Consider the following 20541-nt stretch of genomic DNA (forward strand, 5'->3'; position numbering starts at 1 on the left):
TTGATATTTACAACTTAACGTTATTTCTTCTGATAAACCCTGACATAATCAACTTCAAAACTGCGGGGAAACTTTGTTTGTGACGGATCGCCACCATTGTCGCCTCCCAGTGCCAGATTAAGCAAAATATAATGCGGCTGCATAAAAGGGTTAAAATTACTGCCATCGCGGTTAACCAGGTCTTTAAGCTCTACCCGGTTCAGCAATTGGTCGTCAACAAACAAACTGATCGCGTTTTCGTCCCAATCCATGCGCCAGATATGAAATTTCCGGCTCCAGTTTTTGTCAAAACTGGTGAGCGGTTTGGTATTACTATACCACTTGGCCTTAAAAGGTTCGGCGGTTCCGCAGGCTATATTAGCCAGGAGTTTATCCCGGTAATATTCCATAATATCAATCTCACCATTGGAGGGCCAGGGTTTACTGATACCTAGTGTCCAGAATGCGGGCCATAAGCCGGCCTCAACATCTATCCTGGCCCGCATCACAAATCGGCCGTACTGCCAGCTATGCTGCCCGCGCGTATTCATGCTCGACGAAGTGTATTCTATAAATTCCCGGCTGGCTTTCCAGTCACTGCTTCCTGCCACATAAGCCGCATTTGGTAAATGTTCCTTTTTTGCTTCTATCACCAATAAACCCTTATGGCAAACCGCATTTTGTGGCTGATACCATTGCAGCTCATGATTACGCACAAAGCCATGTTCAAATTTCCAGTTGGTGGTATCCGGCGCGCCTTCCTGATTAAATTCATCGGCCCATACCAGTTTATAATGACCGGCAGTATCAGCTTGTTTAACCTGGCAATTACCTGCAAAATTATTACCAGCAAGGAGCCCTGTTAATACGACCAGGATCCTTTTCATTATGCAACTCTTATGATGATCCATCAAGCCAAATAAAACATTTCCTGCAATGGGACGCCTACGGGCGAATGGTCGCTGTTACTTTCCATGATATCGGCCATATATTGCCACCATTTTTGCATTACCGGATTTTCCGGAAGCTGGTTAATAGCATCTAAATCCGCCGCCAAATAGGTACCAAAAAGCGTACCTGTTTCTTCATCCAGGTAAATGTGATAATCACAGATACCGCTCTGCCTTAACAAAGCAACCAGTTCGGGCCATATCTGATCGTGCCGCATTTTATACTCCTGGGCTTTACCGGGTAAAAGATGCATTTTAAAAGCGACTCTTTCCATAACGGGTTTATTTAGGCTGAAGCAAAATTTTATTGCAGCTGATCTAAAATCGGCTTTGCTGATGTCTGTAAAAGGGTTTGTCCGGGTTTAAGTAGTTCCAATACAACTACTTCATTCTTGCCCTTTTTTAGCCACTCAGCTGGTAAATATAAGGTTTGCTGCGGGCCAATGCCCCAGTATTTACCTAAGTTATGACCATTTACCCATACCAGGCCTTTACCCCATTTGCTCATGTCCAGATAAGTATCGGCAACTTTATCCAGGCTAAATGAACCTTTTTTGATCACCGGCGCCGTGCCTTTGTATGTTACCGGCTGATACTTTATTCCGTTCAAATTTTTGAAGGGCATGCTATACATTTTCCAGTTGTTAAGCTCTTTATGATTAAACACCACTTTTTCGGTAATGCCTTTTTTATTTTGTAAAAGATATTTGCCAAAATTAATCCGTCCAAGATTTTCAACCAGGATATCCAACGTAACCTTACCCGCAGGTAAGGTAAGGGACAAGCTATCCAGTTTTAAACGACGATCAAGCGTACCTACAGTTTTCCCGTTGATCATAATAATGGCATAATCTCTTAACTCCTGTAATTTCAACAGGCCACTTGCACCGCCTTTTATGGTGGTGCGGTACAACACAAAACCATAATCCTGGTTCAGGTCTTCAAAGGTAAGCGGTTTCGGGCTGGTCTTAGGTGCCGGCAAATTCTGAAGAACACCTCCCGCCTGCGTAAGCTTTATAGCCGGGAGCTGCACAGCGGGTTTAGTAGCCGGAACCGGCGGCAATTGCTGACCGGCTGGTAAATACTTGCCAATCACACTTCTGAAAGCCATAAACTTTGGTGTGGCGTTACCAGCTTCATCTAAGGGCGCATCATAATCATAACTACTGATCTGTGGTTCATAGGGTGATACATCATTAAAATTGGCCCCGTTCATAAAACCGCGGGTGGTACCGCCATGAAACATGTACATGTTGATGGAGATACCTGCCGCTAAAACAGAATCGAGCCGGCTGCTATACTGCTCCGCAGGCACGGTATGATGCTTTGTACCCCACCAATCGAACCAGGCCGGGTACCATTCGGCTATATAGTAAGGGCCTTTACCAGCATGATTGTCATTGATGATCTTTTTTACTTTAGCCGGATTATCCAGACCATTTACAGCAGGTAATAATCCGGGCAAATGACCTTTTACCAGATCGGGTGCAGGATCGCAGGTATAAAGCAAGCCATCGAAACCAGCCTCTTTAAATAGTTTTTGATTGATCTCCAGGTATTCTTTATCACTACCGTATGATCCGTATTCATTTTCGATCTGTACCATGAGGATGTTACCTCCGTGATTGATCTGTAAGGGCGCAAGCTGTTTACCTACTTCTTTGATATATTTTTCATATTCCTTCAGGTATTGCTCTTCTTTGCTACGAACAACCAGGCCTTTTTCGTTTTGCAACCAATAAGGATAGCCGCCAAACTCCCATTCGGCGCAAACGTATGGACTGGGACGAAGGATTACCCAGAGGCCCTCCTGTTGAGCTATTTTTACAAACTCGGCCACATCATTATTTCCGCTGAAATCAAACGTACCTTTCTGAGGCTCGTGCAAATTCCAGAAAACATAAGTGCCAATGGTATTTAATCCCATGGCTTTGGCCATCTTCATGCGGGCCCGCCAGGCCTCACGGGGAACCCGGGGATAATGCATTTCGCCGCTGATCATCTGGAAAGGCTTACCATCCAGCAGAAAGGCAGCATCAGACAAAGCAAAAGAATGTTGGGTTTGTGCCTGGGTATATAAAGCTGTTAACAGTAAAATACCAGAACACAGAGCGCGTAACTTATTTCTTAAAAGCATAAAATTAATTGTTCGTATTATTTTTATCAGGTTGTATTTGCTAAATACAGGTTTTTTCAAGTAAAACAAAGGGGGTAAAATCACCAATTGCAGGGGATATTTTCTCACAAACCATTTAAAAACGCCTGGAGCAATGGATCGATCCTTTCCTTTTGTATCTATTGGTATAATGATCTTATTTTTTGAATGTCAATCTTTAGGTTCGGATCAAACTTATCGTTATTCATATAGCTTTGAAGACTATATAATAGCTGACGGGCCTCGGGTCGTTTATCCAGATCAGACTGTAGATCGATACCTGATACGATTAGTTTTCCATTGCCAACCTTACATTCAAATATCAAACCCAGCGATTGCGCAGTAACCCAATCATCAATAACCCTTACAATTGGCTGCAAACCGGTTGCCACTGAATCAAGACGGATGGCGTTAGAATGTGACATAGCATCCCACCATTGCCAGTTACTGTAAGGCTGTGTCGGGAACTCCTTAAGAGCCGGATGCTGCGGATCACATAAAATACCTAAAGTAACGGGGGGTTGATTATGAGTCCAGGCGGTATTCCAGAATATGCTTGAAAAACCAATGGCTATATTGCCTCCCTTATCCCCTTTTAGCGCTCCCTTTTTTAGAGTTAATAATACTTTGCCGCCTTTATTAAGGGTTTCAACTGCTTTGTCATTCATAACATTTGTAACCATGATTTCCTGGTTAACTTTAGGAAGCACAGCCGGGTAAACAAATACCTCCCAGGAGTTTTCATAACCACCAACCGATACAGTTAATGTAAGTTTTGCTGGCTTGGTTACCGAGTTTAATGATTGCTTAATTACACCTAATTTTATGTTATTTCCTAAGGGGATGTTTGTTGTGCCCAACTCGCCTTTAAATAAAATTTCGCCTGAGTCGTTTTTTATACTCCATTTAGGGGTTACGTGGCTTAGTTCCTGCCGACCAAATTGAGCGATCTCCACTGGTACGGTAAATGTTTCGTTATTCAAATAGATCATTTTAGGCAAACGGGCCAGCGGCACAACCGCATTGCAGAACTGACTATACTCTTTCCCGGTAACATATCCTTTGTCTCTCCAAAACGGATTAAGTACACCTACCAAAGCAGTACCCTGTCCCGGAAAATCATTTAACCCCAATAATTGAAAACCACCGAAACCGGGTGTGCGTAAAGCGGCTTCGATATCTGCCTTGTAACATAAAACCTGCAGTTTGCCGGATGCAAAAAGGAAATCTTCGGCTAAATTTTCCAAACCATTCTTTTTTAGCTGATCATGGAAGATCTCGAAATTCTTTGCTTTTAATACACCATCATACTGGCTTATTTCTTTAAAATCGGGGTAAACACACCATTGACCAATTTCATGGCTCACTGTTGGATGTTGCCATTTTTTAATAATATCAGTCCAATCATAATCTGCCCGGGGCGACTGACCGTTGATAATACTTTTTAAACCCTGCCCCCATCCCTGAATCCGGGGATCCGGTGTACTGTTATAATCGCTGCCACTGATGATGGGCCAGCCAGAACCTGTAGAATATAAATGGCGGGGATCTTTTTGTTTCCAGTAGCTTACAAAATCCGTCAGGTATTTAACCATATTCTTGCCAGCGGGCTCGTTGCCATAGTTCATCATACAAAAAGACGGGTGGTTTCCGTAGGCTTTTACTATCCGGTTACTTTCGTCATAGATATATTGATCCAAAGGTTTACCGTCGCCAATAGTAGCACCTTGGTTAGCCCAGGAAGCGCATTCAATTTGAAAATAAAACCCTAAACGGTCAGCAGCTTCAAAAGCAGCATCGGGCGGGCACCAGGAATGAAAACGCAGATGATTGAGCCCATAAGATCTACAAATCGTTATAATCTTCAGCCATGATTGCAGATCTGTTGGCGGGAAACCGGTTTTGGGATAGGCCGCGCACTCTAAAGTCCCGCGCAGAAATGTTGGCTTGCCATTAATGGTAAATTGCGTACCACGGCTCGAAAAACTCCGTATGCCGAAAGTAACCGATCTCTCATCTTTTTCATTTGCGGTGGTAGTTAGTCCTACGCGCATTTTATAAATATCAGGTGTAAACTCACTCCATAACAATGGTTTTTCGCCCATCGGGTAAGTTACTTCTACAACAGTATCTTTTACTATCGATACCTTTTTTGATAACGTTTTTAAAGTTGTGGCTTTTGCAGAGGTAGCTAACAAGCTAAGGGAGGTGCTAACCGGTTTTCCGGTACGATTGATGATCTGTACACGCGCTTTAACCAGTTTATTTTTGATATCGGGATATAATTGTACGTCATCAATGTATACCAGTGGCTTGGCTTCTAAAAACAACCGCCCGATCATCCCGTTCCAGTTAGTTTGGGTATGATCAGAAATGCTGTGCGAGTTTTGCCCCACATTAAAATTCTTTATCCTGTTATCCACACGAATGGTTATTTGATGACTTCCCGGAGATAACTCCTCAGAAAGATCAAAAACCTGGGCAGTGGAAAGGCTGTTTTGCATGCCTATCTGCTTATCATCAACCCAAACAGTTGTTTCCCAATGGCTTCTTTCAATATATAGTTCAAGATGCTTTTTAGACCATACAGCAGGAATAGTTACTTTTTTTTGATACCATGCGGCCCCTTTATAATATTTGGTGGGTTGAAGCCAGAACGGAATTTTGATATTACCCGGCTTGCGATATTGCTCATACCCGGGGTTACGGAACCAGGTGGAGTCCTCAATACCTCCGGTCCATGGTGTATTTACAGTAATATCATTCCCCAATCCGTTTGTGGTCATTGATCCTGGAAGCGTGATCTTATTAGTCAAGTTACTTCCATACCATTTTTGCTTTATTCCTATATCCAGCGAATCAATTTGAAATGCCCAGTTACCCGAAAGATCTATTTTGTAGCCTACTGTTACAGCGCTTTTTTTTGATTGGCCTTTAACAACGGTTATAAGAGTTAATTGTAAAAAGGCAATTAACAGCAAGGTTAGTTTTCTCATCTGTTTAAAATTGGTATTTATAATTTAACAGAATGATCCGGGTGCTTCTGTTTTATGGAAGCAACCGGATCAAAAAGGTAAAAAGGCTTAGGTTATACCCAACTGATTGTTACCAGTTGGAATTTTGCTTCATCTGCGGATTGCTATTGATCTCATTTTGTGGGATGGGGAAATAATCATATTTACCCGCCACGTAAAATTGCTTCCCTACTTTATCGCTGTTTGAAATTTCCTGCGCTAATTTACCCCAACGTTTCAGATCATAAAAACGTTGGTTTTCTCTGGCAAATTCAATCATCCGCTGGTGCACTATTTCGGTCATCATCTGAGCTTGGCTATATCCACCCGGTAAAGCGGCCAGTTGGGCCCTGTCCCGGATCTGTTTCATATAAGGATAGGCATCCTGCACTTTTCCCTGCATCGTCAAAGATTCAGCGAGTAAAAGCAGTACATCCGCATAGCGCAAAGCCCGCTCATTATTGCTTGAGGTATAATCAGAAGCGCCGCTTGCGCCAGTAAGCTCATTGATTTGGTTATAATTCTGATATTTTTTAAACATGGAATGATAGCCAAATACCAGCTTAAAACTGCTGAATGGTTTCTGGTAAAAGGTAGCTCCCGGATAATCCCAAACCAAAGTGGCATACATCCTGGGATCAAAATCATTACCAGTAGTTTTTTCTTTTTGAAACTCATTAAAAAGCTTGTCAGTAGGGCTCACTTCAAACCATCCACTTACTTCTGATGGGGCAAATTCCTGAGCAGTAGTAACTCCTAATGCTTCCTGTGCGTTTTCGCCGGCCCAAGGGTTAGTGCCGCCAACATCAGCCAGCTGGATCTCAAACACCGATTCCTGGTTGTTCTTTTTAGAAGCGATAAAGTTATCACCATAATTAGGCATCAGTTGATACGACAGTGTTGTTACTTGTTTTAAAGCAGTTTCTGCATTAGCCCAATCTTTGGCATATACATAAGCTTTGCCCAGGTAAGCCAGGGCCGCGCCCTTGGTTGCCCTGCCAACCCATTGCGAAGAATAAGACGCGGGTAAATCAACACTGGCAGCTGCAAAATCAGAGATCACCAGTTTCCAGATATCAGCTTCGGGAGATTTGGCTGTAAAATAGTTTTCTGTAGTAGTCGGAACGGTCAATATCAATGGAACATCTCCAAAATTAATGGCCAGGATAAAATAATTCAACCCTCTCAAAAACTTAGCTTCTGCTATATAAGCTTTTTGACCTGAAGCACTCAAAGGCACTTTACCAACATTTGCTAATATTTGATTAGCCCTGAAAATTGCCCGATATGATGTATTCCACAGATCATTAGCAGGCCCGTTATCAGGCGTATTGGTAAATGTTGATAGTTTATATAAATCGGCCACGTCGTTACGGATAAAAAAGTCATCCCCGCGACCATTAGCAAGCTCAATACCCCTTACTCCATAAAAACCACCATTTACATCCCTTAACAACCCATAGGTAGCCGCGAATGCACTTTGCACATCGGTTTCGGTTTTCCAGAAAGTTTCGTTAGTTATTTGATTGGGGTTTTGAAGTTCTAATGTGCTTTTCTTACAGCTGCAAATTATAGCAGCTATACAAAATATGATTATTGAATTTTTCATAATTTAAATTTTAACAGCGCTTATTGATTACAATGACAATTGAATACCCAGAGAGATGGTTCTGGCCAGCGGATAAGCCACATGCCCAAAATCAACACCCCGGTCAAGAATATTCAGTTGAGAAGTCCCCGCCCTACCCAGATCAGGGTTAAAACCAGTATAGTTTGTTATCGTAAAAAGGTTATCAGCGCTTGCATAAACACGTAAAGAAGTTATCCTCATTTTTTTTACCAGTGCACTATTTAAGGTGTATCCGATTTGCAGGGTTTTCATTCTTAAATAGGAGCCATCTTCCAGAAAACGGGTTGATGTCCGGTTATTAAAGTTTGGATCGCTGGTAACCGCTCTGGGAATATTAGAATGATTAGTAGGTGTCCAGGCGTTTAGCATTGATTGGGCATAATTAAAATCCAGGTTGGTACTTTCCAGATCCTGCCTAAGTCCATTGTATATCTTATTACCCTGAGAACCCTGGAAAAACATATTGATATCAAAACCATACATGGATGCGTTGATGCCAAAGCCATATTCAAAGTTAGGAAATGGGCTCCCCGCGTTAACTTTATCGTTATCGTTTATCTGGCCATCACCATTAGTATCCTGAAATTTAACATCGCCGGGAGCGGCATTGGGCTGAATCGGCTTCCCGTTTTTGGTATAACTATCAATTTCAGCTTGAGAGTTAAATATGCCTATATCCTTTATCAGGTAAAAAGAGCCTATTGAGCCACCGGCTTCAGTTAGCGTACTGGAAGCGCCGTGATGAGTAGGTTGTCCTCCAAAAATTTGCTGTGTACCGGTACCAAGCGCTATTACTTTATTTTTCACAGCGCTTATTGTACCAAAAACACCATAGTTTAATTTGCCTATATGATCATTAAAATTAACACCAACCTCTATACCTTTATTACGCAGGTCTCCTGCGTTTACTACAGGATATGATACAGATCCAACAGAGCCAGGTATAGGAACGTTTAACAAAAGATCGGTGGTTTTTTTAATAAAATAATCGGCGGTTATATTCAGTTTATCCTGTAAAAAACCTATATCTAAACCAATGTTTGAAGTTTTGGTACTTTCCCATTTAATGTCGGGATTGGCTAAAGCTGTTTGAATTGCCCCGAACCATTTTTGCTGATCTGCGCCTATAACGTAATTTATATTTGATGCAACGGCAGCAATATACTGGTAATTATCAATTTCCTGGTTTCCCAGCACACCATAACTCGTCCTCAATTTTAAAGTTGAAACTGTGTTTTTTAAAGATCCAAAAAAGCTTTCATTTGAAATATTCCATCCCAATGCAATAGAAGGATAATCGCCGTAACGGTGCGCACTTCCAAATCTTGATGAGCCATCGTGCCTGAAACTGGCTGTTAACAGATATCGGTTATCATATGAATAAATAGCCCGTCCAAATATAGATACCAAATTATTTACTTTTTTGTTACCACCACTGGTAGAGATGCCGGCGCCAGCATCTATCTGGTCAATGCCATCTGGCAAATCTGTTCTGCCTGCCGCTGTATAATTATCGGTAGTGCTTTGATAAGCATAACCGGCCAATGCCTGTATACTATGTTTGCCAAAATGTTTATCATAGTTCAAGGTATTTTCTAACAAAGTCATTACATTTTGATCTTTGCTCAAACTAATATCATTAGTTGGATGTGAGAACAGAGTGCCTACTACATACCTTTTAGAGTAATCATAGTTGCTGGTAAAACCATTGGTATAACCCAGGTTCAGTTTATAGTTTAAACCGGGTAAAAGGTTTACCTGGGCATAAGCATTAGTTATGATATTGGTAAACTCGCGGTTAATATTTTCCAGGTTTAACTGGGCTACCGGATTGGCCACATTAACCACCGGACCGTAAGCTCCGGCGAAACCACCTACAGCTGTTGGGTCATAAATTTGAAAAACAGGGATCATTTTTGCCGCAGATCCTACCGGGTTACCACCCTGACCACCCCAGCCACCGGGCATGGTGATAAATTTCTCTCTTGATAGCAATACCGTTTCGCCAAACTTCAATCGTCCTTTGGTTGTTTCTGTTTTAACGCGTAAATTATAACGCTTATAACCGGTTACATCCACAATACCCTGCTGATCATTATATCCACCCGAAACACTGTATTTGGTTGATTCGCTGCCACCGCTTACCAGCATATTATATTGTTGAACAGGGGCTGTTCTATATATAGCATCCTGCCAATTGGTACCAGCACCCAACTGATCGGGGTTTTTGGCAATATCCAATCTTGGTAAGCCAGCATTATCATGGGCTGCATTACTTACTGTAGCCCATTCCTGAGCATTCAGAACATCAATTTCATGCGCTATTTTTTGCTTGCCATAATTTGCAGTAAATTGTACCACAGGGGCGCCACTCTTGCCAGCTTTTGTGGTAACCAATACCACGCCATTGGCGGCTCTTGAGCCGTATATGGCCGCGGCAGAAGCGTCTTTTAATACATCAATAGATTCGATATCAACCTGGTTCAGATAGTTGATACTCGCCGTTGGCACACCATCAACAATGTATAATGGAGCTCCGTTTCCTAAAGTACCAACCCCCCGGATCATAATCCGTGTTCCGGCACCAGGATCACCACCGGCAGACTCTATGGTAACTCCGGGCATTTTACCTTGTAATGACCTTGTAATGTCACTTACACCCTGAGCCTTTATATCAGAACCTTTAACCGAAGCTGTGGCACCTGTAAGATCAGACCGCCTAACCGTTCCGTATCCAATTACGACAACCTCATTTAAAGCGGTTTGGGCTTCCTGTAACTTTACGTTTATTTCGGTACGGCCATTAATGCTAACTTCCTGTTTGCTGAATCCCAAAAAAGTGAACTCCAATACAGCCTTACTATCATTAACGGTAATAGCGTATTTACCGTTACCATCGGTGATTATCCCACTGGTAGTACCTTTTACTTTTACGCTAACACCCGGCAACGGTAAGCCCTTTTCATCTGTAACCGTACCTGTTATTTTTACTGCCTGGACCTGATTATTATCTGGTACTCTTTTCCGTAAAACAACGGTATTGTGATTAATTGTAAAGGTTATTGGCTGATCTGCAAAACATTTTTCGAGCACCTGATCCAGGGGCTCATTATTTACCGAAAGACTGATCTTCCGGGTTTCATCCAGCATCTGCATCTTATATAAAAAATGATACCCGGTTTGTTGTCTTAACTCTTCGATAACTTCTCTCATGGAAGCATTTTTCAAGTTCAGGCTTACAGTTTGGGCATAAGAGGCAGCATTTGCCTGAATAATAGTGGTAATTAATAAAATTAACACAAGTTTCATCACCCTAAAAATTTTAAATGGCATACAGGAGACCCTCCTGCATGGAAATGCAATATTATCTTTATACATTTGAAAAAAGGTTTAATTAAATTGGTTTTAGAAGCAATTGATTGTTACCCTTTTAGCTGCTTAAAAAGCAAGCGTATTTAACCGGGGGCGCTGCAATCGCTCCTGGTTTTATGGTAACTTATTTAATAGTAGTATTAAGTAAGTTTATGGCATTACGATAATCCTCCTTCCTTCCATTTTAAAGTGAACTGTACCTGTTAATTCCAATGATTTTAATACATCAGTAACACTGTCAAAACGTGACACGGTGCCACCAAAATCCCGTTCATCAACTTTACCATTATACACAACTTCAACATCGTACCAGCGCGAAATTTTCCGCATGATGCTTTGGATGTTTTCGTTGTTAAATATGAAATAACCATTTTTCCAGGCTACGGCCTCTTCCGTATTCACGGATCGGATATTAAATGATTGCTGCTGATTTAATGTTGCTTGTTGCCCTGGTTTCAGGTATGCCTGATGATCACCTGTTACTAACTTTACCGCCCCTTCTAAAAGGGTTGTTTTAATAACTGCCTCGTCTTTATAGGCGTCAACATTAAAATGCGTTCCTAAAACTTCAACACTCATATGTTCAACGGCAACTTTAAAAGGCATATCCTTATTTTTTGCCACCTCAAAGTAAGCTTCTCCTGTTAGCTCTACTTTTCTTTCATGACCTGTAAAAACCGTTGGAAACTTTATAGAAGACGCGGCGTTGAGCCATACTTTTGTACCGTCTGATAAAACAACCTGGTACTGCCCTCCCCGGGGCGTGCTGATTATGTTATACAAGGTAACCGAGCTTTTTGCTTCACCCTCTTTGGCATCATAAACTATTTCGCCTTCGCCGGATTTGCCTACAGCTACACTACCTTGTTTTGATAATAAGCCTTTCTTAGAGTCGGTGAGATCAATATTAGAACCGTCTGAAAGTGTTAAAGTAGCTTTGTTGTTTCCAGGCAGTACAGGCCCCTTTACTCCTACTGAGTTTTTGACTATTTCAGTTGATGCGTTATTAGCATTGTGGCTGGTCACCCATATTAAACTCAGAGCAAAAATTAAAACCGCCGCGGCCGCTACCCAATATCTTTTAGAACTTTTTTTGGGCGCAGTAATGTTATGGTTTAAATGATATAATATATCAAGCCTAACTTCCTCTCTATTTCCCATCCCGTCATTCCATGGCAAATCCTTCAGTTCAAAGTTATCACGATATACTTCGAGCTGATTTATTTCCTCCGGTGTACAATTACCAGACAGGTATTTCTCATAAAGGTTAATAAATTCTTGCGGGCTCATGGAAAGTTATCCGGTTTATTGAAGTGTAGAGACTTTTTAGGCACCGGACACACATAAAATAAAAAATAAATTTTATCACCAAGCAAAATGTCAATATTAATTGTAACAAATACATTTCATTATTGAATTAATTACCTACTTTTATTTTACCAATTATGCATTTAAACAATTGCTCCGATTCTGAACTGTGGGAGGAAATAACACGCAATAATCCCAAAGCGTTTGAAACACTTTTTGAACGTTATTGGAGTGTTATTTACGGTACCGCTTTTTCATATTTAAAGGATAGGGATGCCTGTTCGGAAATTGTGCAGGATATATTTTTGAATATCTGGCAAAAAAGGAGTGAATTTAAAATAGGTTGCTTAAAAAACTATCTTACCTCAGCAGCACGATATCATGTTTATAAAAAGTTAAAAGCAAAAAAATCTTCCGCAATATTATACATTGAGAATTATGACCATCTCACCATCCTAAACAATGGTACAGATCGGGTTGATGAAAATATAACCTACTTGGAGTTAGAAAAATCTGTAGAAACTTCATTAAGCGATTTACCAAAACGCTGCCGTGAAATTTTTCTTTTGAGCAGGATGAGTAATTTAACAAATGATGAAATTGCCCAACAACTTGGCATCTCCAAACGTACGGTAGAAAATCAAATTACAACAGCTTTAAAATTTCTTAGATCCATACTGAAGAATACCGCTGTGATCATATTTATGATCATCAGTATGTTTTAACAGCTCATTCGGTACAATCACTTCATTTAAAACCCTCTCTAATTATTTTTCCACAATGACTTGCTGAATCTTTCAAAAAAAGACTGAAAATGTATTTTTGCCCGCTGTAAAACAGAATACTATTCTATGTCTGCCGAAGAAACTTATTCCCACACCGGGGCCGACCTGGTCAGCATTGCTTCCAAATATATTTTGCTTGTAGAAAGCCGCAGAAACCTAAAAGGACGATGCCCTTTCCATGCCGATCAGGGCACTTCGTTCATGTTATCGCCTGAAAAAAACATATTCAAATGTTTTGGCTGTGGCAAAGATGGCGGCCCGATAGAGTTTATCATGTATATGGAGGGCAAAAGCCGGGATGAGGCCATTCAACAATTGATAGAATCAGGAAATTAATGGTTTAGCTTATAGAAAATTAATAGAAGTTCATTTTGTAAGCTCACACCCTTGTCTTCATTATACCATTTTTGTAAGGCAATCTTTTTTTGCTCCATTTCAACATGTTCTTCGAGCAACCGGTTGTATAATAGCTGGCATTCCGCTGGTCGTGATCCCCAAACAGCAAGATCATTATTTTCATGATCTGAGATGATCAGTTTAGGGATAGTTTTCTTCCCGTTGGTCAGATAAAGATCGATCAAAAAGGGCGCGGAATCCCTTAACTGGTAATCTACCTTTATCAATGGGTTCAGTTCTGATAATAGATGTATAAATGGCAAAGAATGAGCCGCGTCGCCACACCAGGATTCGGTGATGATCGTCCACAGTTGCTCTTTTTTTATATTTTGTATTACAGTCACTAACTCGTTATTCAGTATACCTGTCTTTAACCATCTTTGCTGCCGCGACCAGTTTAACCTGATATAATTCAGGTAATCAGGGTTATCATAAGGGACAGGAGGATTTGGATCGTCTAAAATACTTTGAAAGATCTGCTGATAAGCTAAAAAATCCATTGATAACGCTTTTATTGTTAAAAGCGCTGTAATTTACAAATGTTTAATTTAAAACCAGTCAGCTGGATAAATCTCATGAAATAGTATGAACTGAAAAAGGTATCGCTTTTCGTCGCCTCCTAAACCCATTTACTCAAAAACTGCCCGAAAGCTTCTTTATACTGATCGCCAACAGTTATGTTCACTTTACCAATCTGAAGCGCATTACGGGTTATGGAGTTTATCTTATCGAGCGAAACAATAAAAGAGCGGTGAACCCGCAAAAAACGTTTGGAAGGTAATTTTTCTTCCAGCGCTTTCAGGCTGGTCAAAGAAAGCATGGGTTTTTCGGCACTTTGTACATATACTTTTACATAATCCTTTAGCCCTTCTATATAAAGTATCTCGTTCAGCGCAATTCTAACCAGCTGGTATTCTATTTTTAAAAACAAATAGTTATCCTCAATCCGTTCATCAGCAGCCGAAGCTGCATTATTTGATTTTTGCAGTAATTCGGCATAAGTTAAAGCTTTGGTGGCCGCATGCAAAAACTCTTCATAGTTAAAGGGTTTTAACAGGTAGTCGAGTGCATCAACCCGGTACCCCTGTAATGCAAACTGGTTAAAGGCAGTGGTAAAAATTATCCGGGGCTTATTTTTACCGCGACTATCCAACACCCTTGCCAATTCCATACCATTTAAATCAGGCATCTGAATATCTAAAAAGATCACATCAATACTTTGCTCCTGCAAACCGGTTAATGCTTCTACAGCACTGGCATAACGGCCAATAAGTTTTAAAAACGGGGTTTGTTCAATAAAACTGCATACCAGGCCAAGGGCCAGGGGTTCATCATCAACAGCTATACAATTTAATATCATAACAGGTTGAGGGTTAAGTGAACTGAATAAATATTATTAATATCCTGGTCATTGATTTGCAGGGTATATTTGCCCGGATACAATAGATCCAACCGGCGAATGGTATTGATAAGCCCTATACCCTTATTTTCTTCCAGACTTGCGCTCTGATCATCAAACACCGAATTTTCGACCTTTAACACCAGGCGCTCTTCATATTGCTCCACACTGATCAAAATATTACTGGGCAAAACAGCACTTATGCCATGTTTAAAAGCATTTTCTACAAAAGGTAAAAACAACATAGGGGCAAGTGGTACATCTTTTAACACGGCTGGCGATTGAAAGCTGACGGTAACCTTTTCGGTAAGACGCAATTCCATCAGGTTAATATAATCTTTAATAAAGGCTATTTCCTGGCTTAATAACGTGGTGGCGTTCTGGGTATCATATAACACATAACGCATCATCCGCGACAGCTGATGAAGCGCCTTACGCGAAGTATCAATATTAACCGAAGTTAAGGCGTAGATATTGTTTAAAGTGTTAAAAAAGAAATGCGGATTGATCTGCGCCTTAAGGAATGATAGTTCGGAGCTGATCTTTTCCTGCTCCAATGCTGCTCTGAGCCTGATATCTCCCTGCCATTTTTGTATAGCGGTAAAGCTGGTGCCTACGCCGAGTACCAACGCAATAAGGGCCAGGCTAACTATGTCTATATCCCTGCCCCTTTCCCGGTGCCGAGCTGGCCCGTGTTTGTGAAACGCCGCATCCATCAGCTGGTGAATATTTAAAAAGTTATCCATCTGGTTAAACAAAACCGACAATCCAACAATAAGGCCTATGACAAAGGTGAAATAGAGCGCCGTTCGGTTTTCGAGTAAAAACCTGGGAACAAGGAATTTTGCGTTTAAATAATAAGCTATAACAAGAAAACAGAATATAAGCCATTGCTTTATCCAGAACTGAACTGGGATATCCACATTCCAGGGAAGTGGCTGATAAAGAAATAGCACAACGCCAAATATCACCCAGATGAGGATATGGATAAGTACCGTTATTAAGTTACTTTTTGATTTAAGACTCATTTAAGCTAAGGCAACAATATGTTTTGCACCGGGATTGTTAAAATTAAGAAATATAGTAATTCATCCAATATTAAAGCCGCTTAGCGTTTAATACAACCAAAATCGCCCAAAAGGCAAAGTTCGCCGACGGAGGAAGATTTTCCATCTTTAAACAGGTCCCAATTTTATATATCAGTATAAATCATCCCTTTATCGGCTCAAAAGAGGCACTTATCTGCGTTTGGGGTTTGCCGGTCTATTTTATTTTTAAGCGCTTTGCTAATGCTATTGATTTGCAATATCTAAACGATATTAAAATGAGATACAGCTATTTATTGATAACCCTTGCATTACTGCTTAGCCTTAAGAGTTACGCGCAAACCGGACGACTGGTTATTGGTACTGTACAGGATTCAACAGGTATAACATTGCCCGGCACAGCGGTTAAATTGCTAATAGATAAAGACAGCATGAGCGTAATTACCGATGCGAAAGGTGGATTCATATTTAAAGCTGTAAGTGTAAACCAGTTTAGTTTGGTATTACAATCAATAGGCTATCAATCATTAAAGCGCCGGTTTATACTGGATAATGATACCAAAGCAGTTGTATTACAGCCCATAACACTTAAATCATCAACTTATATGTTAAATACGGTCACTATTTCGGCTGTTAACCCTATTAAACTGAAGGAAGATACTGTTGAATATAATGCCAACGCCTATAAGGTACGTGACAACGCGCCCGTTGAGGATGTATTGAAAAAACTGCCGGGAATTGATGTTGATAAGGATGGCAATGTAACCGCCCAGGGTAAAAGTGTTACCAAGGTAAGAGTAAACGGAAAGGATTTTTTTAATGGTGATGTAAAAACAGCCACCCAAAATATACCCGCCAATATTGTACAAAATATTCAGGTTATTGATGATTATGGCGATCAGGCCAATCTTACCGGCGTAAAAACCGGCGAACCTGATAAAGTACTGAACATCACCATTAAGGAGAATAAGAACTATGGTTATTTTGGCCAGGCCAGTGTAGGCGGAGGAAAGGATGCCATCCCCGGTATAGCTAACAGCGACGAAGGTAACCGCTATGTGGCACAGGCTAATTTGTTTAGTTTTAGCGGCGACAGGCAACTGGCTTTCCTGGGCAATTTAAATAACACCAATACCAACCTGTTCAGTTTTGGTAGCGGTGGCCCCAGAGGCGGCGGTCCGGGAGGCCGGCCCGGGGCTTCCAGCAATACCGCTAACGGCATTACTACAGCCCGTTCATTCGGTTTTAACTATCGTGATAGCTGGGGTAAAAAGATATCCGCTTATGGCAGCTATAGCTTTGCCGATAATACAGTAAATACCATCAGCTCAACCATTCAAAATAATATATCCCTTACAAATCCCAGTACCAATACCCAAAGCAGTAACCAAAATGATGAGAAAATAAATCACCGGTTTAATTTTAATATCGAGTATAAACCCGATACGCTGAATTATATAAAAATTACTCCTTCTTATGCTTACGCAAGCACAAATACGCTTCAAAGCGGACTAAACAAGCTGGTTAATAATTCGCAAACGCTATCAAACTATAGTTTTACTTCATTAACCAATACCACAGAGCCAAATTATGGCGCCAATGTGCTGTTTAATCACCGTTTTAAAAGCAGCGGCAGAAATTTGAGCCTGAACATAGGTGCAGGATCTTACAGCATCAACAAATATCAAAACCCGGTATATACCTATATCGAGGGCGCTGCCAATGCCCCGCTAAACCAGTTCATCAATACCAACAGCCGCACCGATAGCTTGGGGAGCACACTTTCGTACCTGGAACCTGTTGGCAAAAAATCATATCTCGAGTTTAATTATACCTATCATTATGCTTATACCACAGCCGATAAAATAACGGATACGCTTGCTGACAATGGTGATCGGAACAGGTATGACCTCCTGAGCAATAATTATAATTCAACGTTTATAACCAATCGTTTTGGTATAAATTATCGCTTTATCGATAAAAAATATAACTATACATTGGGTGTGGTAGCACAACCTGCAACTTTAACGGGGCAGTCACTTTCGGGAGGGGAACCTACCAATATCAATACTTTCAATATAGCGCCTAACGCTCGCTTTATTTACAATTTCTCCAAGAATAAGTCATTAAGCCTGAACTATAATGGCAGCAGTTTACAGCCTACCTATACCGAACTGCAACCTGTAACAGATTTCTCCAATGCATCATATCCTGTTCAGGGTAATCCCAACCTGAAGCCGGAGTTTAATAATAACCTGTCATTGCGCTATAATAATTTCGACTTTCAATCAGGGAATGTGTTCTTCAGTAATTTATCGTTCACCAAAACAGATAATAAAATTGTTGCCAATACCATAACCTACCCTGCCAATTATACCCCTGACAGTAAACTTGCCGGAAGCATATTAACGCAATATTTAAACGCCGACGGTTACTATTCGGCAACGGGTTCTTATGTATTTGCCAAGCCCTGGCAGGAACGAAAATACAACCTGCTATTTAACGGCAATGTTACTTACAACAATAACATATCCTACATAAGCAATGTTGCATCTGATACCTATGCGATCACTACGGAAAAGAACATTGCTAAAAACCTGGTGCTATCGCAGGGAGCACGTTTCAGGGTAAGCATTCCCGATGTTATTGAATCTGAAGCAAGCGCATCCTACAGTATCAATAAATCAGACAATTCCCTGAGCAATGCCAACATCAATAATAATTTCAGATCGCTAAATCTCGGTCTTAATGGTAAAAACTATGTATGGAAAGACTGGACTTTTAGTTATGATTACTCAAAAGTTATTTATTATGGATACCAGGGTGCCACTAACCCCAATATTTTGAACACTTATATAGAGCGCCGGTTTTTAAAACAAAATATGGCCACCATCCGCTTTTCGGTGAATGATGTATTTAATCAAAACACGGGATATACCAGCACACAAAGCGGCAGTTACACAACACAAACCTCAGCAAACAGGCTGGGGCGGTACTTTTTGCTAACCTTTACGTTAAGACTACAAAGTTTTGCAGGCAAAAGGCCCGATATGGGCCCTGGAGGTAAAGATGGGCCTCCTATGCATGGAGGTCCTCCGCCTGGTATGCCTGATTAAAGGTATTAAAATCAAAAAGCCTTTAAATCATAGATTTAAAGGCTTTTTGAAACTTATTGGTATCGCTTTAGTCGGGATGGCAGGATGATTATCCAACCACTTAAATAGTTGATTATAAATAAGTTATCAAGTATTCCTCTGATAATGGTAACCGAATGGGTCTCATTTTATTAGACGTCATTTGATTGCATTTGTATCATTAAAGCACTCATAACAGGTAGTCAATGAACTTGTTATACAAATATAATGAATGTTTTGCAATTAAAAAATGTCTTTTACTTAGGATGATGTAACCACTATTCTGCCATTCACTGCTGCAATGGTACAGGTTCTTATACCAGAAGATAAACAACCTACACCAGCAAAATGCCAAACTTAATGATTGGTCCAAATCAACAACGACAATTTGAACTAACAACAGCTTTGATACATGTATTCATTTTCCAGGCAGTTACAGTCTAAATAATTGCCTAAATTAAAAAGGATAATCCTTAAGTACCTTCCTTTTTTGAAGTTTTTCATGTAGTACATCCTTATTGATCTTGATTATTAACTTAATAACAACCCGATTGATACATCACCCCACGTGAACTATTTCCCTTTCGAGCTCCACTTTTGGGAGGCACATATCCCGGGTCTCTGGGAGGCTCTCTTCTCAAATCTTCTAATGTAGGCCCATCCCCCCCCTGATTGGCATAAATCCTACTGGAAGCATCATGACACATATAAAGAATATACCGTTAAGAAATAACTGATAAACTTTTGTAACTATTCTGCCTTTTTTATCAGTTTTAATTTTAATCCTAATCTTTTTATCGAAGGTAATTGGTCGATTGGAAATGACTGATCATAAGAAATTTCCTTCAAATGATTAAGCGATCGAATGTCGGCTATTAGTTTTTTACTATTGTTGTAAGTGATATTTTCAATTATAAGATGTTGAATCGGCAAATCCCGAACAATACTTAAATTGTCTAACGAAACAAACTCGAATCTTAAGCACTGTACTTTAGTAAAGCTCTTTATCCATATTGGTATTTGGCAGGCTTTAATTTTATCATCCATTCCTACCGCAAAAGTAGGTTTCAAAATAAGCTCTTTTACGCCATATATATTTTTCCTTAAAGATAGTGGCAAGCTTTCAATGCTAAACTCTGGCGTTATGAAAAGCCTGAAAGGCTCTGTTTCGATACCGAGAACAACACACTTTGGATCAACAAATAATATTTTGCCCGTGCCATTTAAAGAACTCAAATCGGCCGCTATGGATCCGCTGCCTTTTATTATCGACCTTGGAATTTCCTGTTGATCTGACTTTTTCATATAGTTATTAAAGTTAATAACTATTGGCAACAAAATTGCAAAAAGGCTTACTTTCATGGGATTCTTAT

General features: G+C 40.4%; 14 protein-coding genes. 3 read left to right on the forward strand and 11 right to left on the reverse strand.

Going from position 1 to position 20541, the window contains the following annotated elements; genetic code table 11:
• Nucleotides 1–20: 20 nt before the first annotated feature.
• The 7 genes from BLR84_RS14600 to BLR84_RS14630 all read right to left on the reverse strand — a co-directional run bounded on the left by BLR84_RS14600 (nt 21) and on the right by BLR84_RS14630 (nt 12390).
• Nucleotides 21–866 (reverse strand): glycoside hydrolase family 16 protein, encoded by an 846-nt coding sequence (locus BLR84_RS14600; RefSeq protein WP_090469138.1) that lies wholly within the window; start codon nt 864–866, stop codon nt 21–23.
• Between the two features lie 23 nt (nt 867–889).
• Nucleotides 890–1204, reverse strand: a complete 315-nt coding sequence (gene rhaM / locus BLR84_RS14605) for an L-rhamnose mutarotase (RefSeq protein ID WP_090469141.1) — start codon at nt 1202–1204, stop codon at nt 890–892.
• 29 nt (nt 1205–1233) lie between these two features.
• Nucleotides 1234–3066: a glycoside hydrolase family 35 protein gene (locus BLR84_RS14610; protein ID WP_090469379.1), complete on the reverse strand. Its 1833-nt coding sequence runs from the start codon at nt 3064–3066 to the stop codon at nt 1234–1236.
• A gap of 158 nt (nt 3067–3224) precedes the next feature.
• A complete protein-coding gene (locus BLR84_RS14615) occupies nt 3225–6080 on the reverse strand; it encodes a sugar-binding domain-containing protein (protein ID WP_090469144.1) in 2856 nt (951 codons plus the stop codon).
• 109 nt (nt 6081–6189) lie between these two features.
• Nucleotides 6190–7707: a RagB/SusD family nutrient uptake outer membrane protein gene (locus BLR84_RS14620; protein WP_090469148.1), complete on the reverse strand. Its 1518-nt coding sequence runs from the start codon at nt 7705–7707 to the stop codon at nt 6190–6192.
• A 27-nt stretch (nt 7708–7734) separates the two neighbouring features.
• Nucleotides 7735–11037 (reverse strand): TonB-dependent receptor, encoded by a 3303-nt coding sequence (locus tag BLR84_RS14625; protein WP_176852068.1) that lies wholly within the window; start codon nt 11035–11037, stop codon nt 7735–7737.
• 213 nt (nt 11038–11250) lie between these two features.
• Nucleotides 11251–12390, reverse strand: coding sequence for a FecR family protein (locus BLR84_RS14630; RefSeq protein WP_090469154.1), 1140 nt, complete (start codon nt 12388–12390; stop codon nt 11251–11253).
• A 155-nt stretch (nt 12391–12545) separates the two neighbouring features.
• Between BLR84_RS14630 and BLR84_RS14635 the strand changes: the two genes are divergently transcribed.
• Both BLR84_RS14635 and BLR84_RS14640 read left to right on the forward strand, forming a co-directional pair.
• Nucleotides 12546–13133 carry an RNA polymerase sigma factor gene (locus BLR84_RS14635; protein ID WP_090469157.1) on the forward strand — a complete coding sequence of 196 codons (588 nt, stop codon included), beginning with the start codon at nt 12546–12548 and terminating at the stop codon, nt 13131–13133.
• Nucleotides 13134–13259: 126 nt separating this feature from the next.
• A complete protein-coding gene (locus tag BLR84_RS14640) occupies nt 13260–13529 on the forward strand; it encodes a CHC2 zinc finger domain-containing protein (RefSeq protein WP_090469160.1) in 270 nt (89 codons plus the stop codon).
• On the opposite strand, the gene BLR84_RS14645 is transcribed toward BLR84_RS14640, so the two are convergent.
• The 3 genes from BLR84_RS14645 to BLR84_RS14655 all read right to left on the reverse strand — a co-directional run bounded on the left by BLR84_RS14645 (nt 13526) and on the right by BLR84_RS14655 (nt 16016).
• Nucleotides 13526–14089, reverse strand: a complete 564-nt coding sequence (locus BLR84_RS14645) for a thioredoxin family protein (protein ID WP_090469162.1) — start codon at nt 14087–14089, stop codon at nt 13526–13528. The genes BLR84_RS14640 and BLR84_RS14645 overlap by 4 nt on opposite strands.
• Nucleotides 14090–14208: 119 nt before the next feature.
• Entirely contained in the window at nt 14209–14949 is a 741-nt protein-coding gene (locus BLR84_RS14650) for a LytR/AlgR family response regulator transcription factor (protein ID WP_090469164.1), read from the reverse strand.
• A complete protein-coding gene (locus BLR84_RS14655) occupies nt 14946–16016 on the reverse strand; it encodes a sensor histidine kinase (RefSeq protein WP_090469166.1) in 1071 nt (356 codons plus the stop codon). The genes BLR84_RS14650 and BLR84_RS14655 overlap by 4 nt, the downstream gene beginning before the upstream one ends.
• Before the next feature lie 296 nt (nt 16017–16312).
• Here BLR84_RS14655 and BLR84_RS14660 point away from each other — a divergent pair, with 296 nt between their 5' ends.
• Entirely contained in the window at nt 16313–19150 is a 2838-nt protein-coding gene (locus tag BLR84_RS14660; RefSeq protein WP_143013907.1) for an outer membrane beta-barrel protein, read from the forward strand.
• A gap of 768 nt (nt 19151–19918) precedes the next feature.
• Here BLR84_RS14660 and BLR84_RS14665 read toward each other — a convergent pair.
• Complete coding sequence (locus tag BLR84_RS14665) at nt 19919–20530, reverse strand: hypothetical protein (protein ID WP_090469172.1); 612 nt, start codon at nt 20528–20530, stop codon at nt 19919–19921.
• Between the last annotated feature and the right edge of the window lie 11 nt (nt 20531–20541).

Origin of the sequence: Mucilaginibacter sp. OK268, assembly GCF_900103125.1 — a bacterium.
GTDB lineage: Bacteria > Bacteroidota > Bacteroidia > Sphingobacteriales > Sphingobacteriaceae > Mucilaginibacter.

Excerpts from the sequence above, each read along its gene's own strand:
- BLR84_RS14650 (WP_090469164.1), bottom strand. The coding sequence starts at position 14,949 with ATGATATTAAATTGTATAGCTGTTGATGATGAACCCCTGGCCCTTGGC.
- BLR84_RS14645 (WP_090469162.1), bottom strand. The coding sequence starts at position 14,089 with ATGGATTTTTTAGCTTATCAGCAGATCTTTCAAAGTATTTTAGACGAT.
- BLR84_RS14655 (WP_090469166.1), bottom strand. The coding sequence starts at position 16,016 with ATGAGTCTTAAATCAAAAAGTAACTTAATAACGGTACTTATCCATATC.
- BLR84_RS14615 (WP_090469144.1), bottom strand. The coding sequence starts at position 6,080 with ATGAGAAAACTAACCTTGCTGTTAATTGCCTTTTTACAATTAACTCTT.
- BLR84_RS14640 (WP_090469160.1), top strand. The coding sequence starts at position 13,260 with ATGTCTGCCGAAGAAACTTATTCCCACACCGGGGCCGACCTGGTCAGC.
- BLR84_RS14625 (WP_176852068.1), bottom strand. The coding sequence starts at position 11,037 with ATGAAACTTGTGTTAATTTTATTAATTACCACTATTATTCAGGCAAAT.
- BLR84_RS14660 (WP_143013907.1), top strand. The coding sequence starts at position 16,313 with ATGAGATACAGCTATTTATTGATAACCCTTGCATTACTGCTTAGCCTT.
- BLR84_RS14620 (WP_090469148.1), bottom strand. The coding sequence starts at position 7,707 with ATGAAAAATTCAATAATCATATTTTGTATAGCTGCTATAATTTGCAGC.
- BLR84_RS14600 (WP_090469138.1), bottom strand. The coding sequence starts at position 866 with ATGAAAAGGATCCTGGTCGTATTAACAGGGCTCCTTGCTGGTAATAAT.
- BLR84_RS14630 (WP_090469154.1), bottom strand. The coding sequence starts at position 12,390 with ATGAGCCCGCAAGAATTTATTAACCTTTATGAGAAATACCTGTCTGGT.
- BLR84_RS14665 (WP_090469172.1), bottom strand. The coding sequence starts at position 20,530 with ATGAAAGTAAGCCTTTTTGCAATTTTGTTGCCAATAGTTATTAACTTT.
- rhaM (WP_090469141.1), bottom strand. The coding sequence starts at position 1,204 with ATGGAAAGAGTCGCTTTTAAAATGCATCTTTTACCCGGTAAAGCCCAG.
- BLR84_RS14610 (WP_090469379.1), bottom strand. The coding sequence starts at position 3,066 with ATGCTTTTAAGAAATAAGTTACGCGCTCTGTGTTCTGGTATTTTACTG.
- BLR84_RS14635 (WP_090469157.1), top strand. The coding sequence starts at position 12,546 with ATGCATTTAAACAATTGCTCCGATTCTGAACTGTGGGAGGAAATAACA.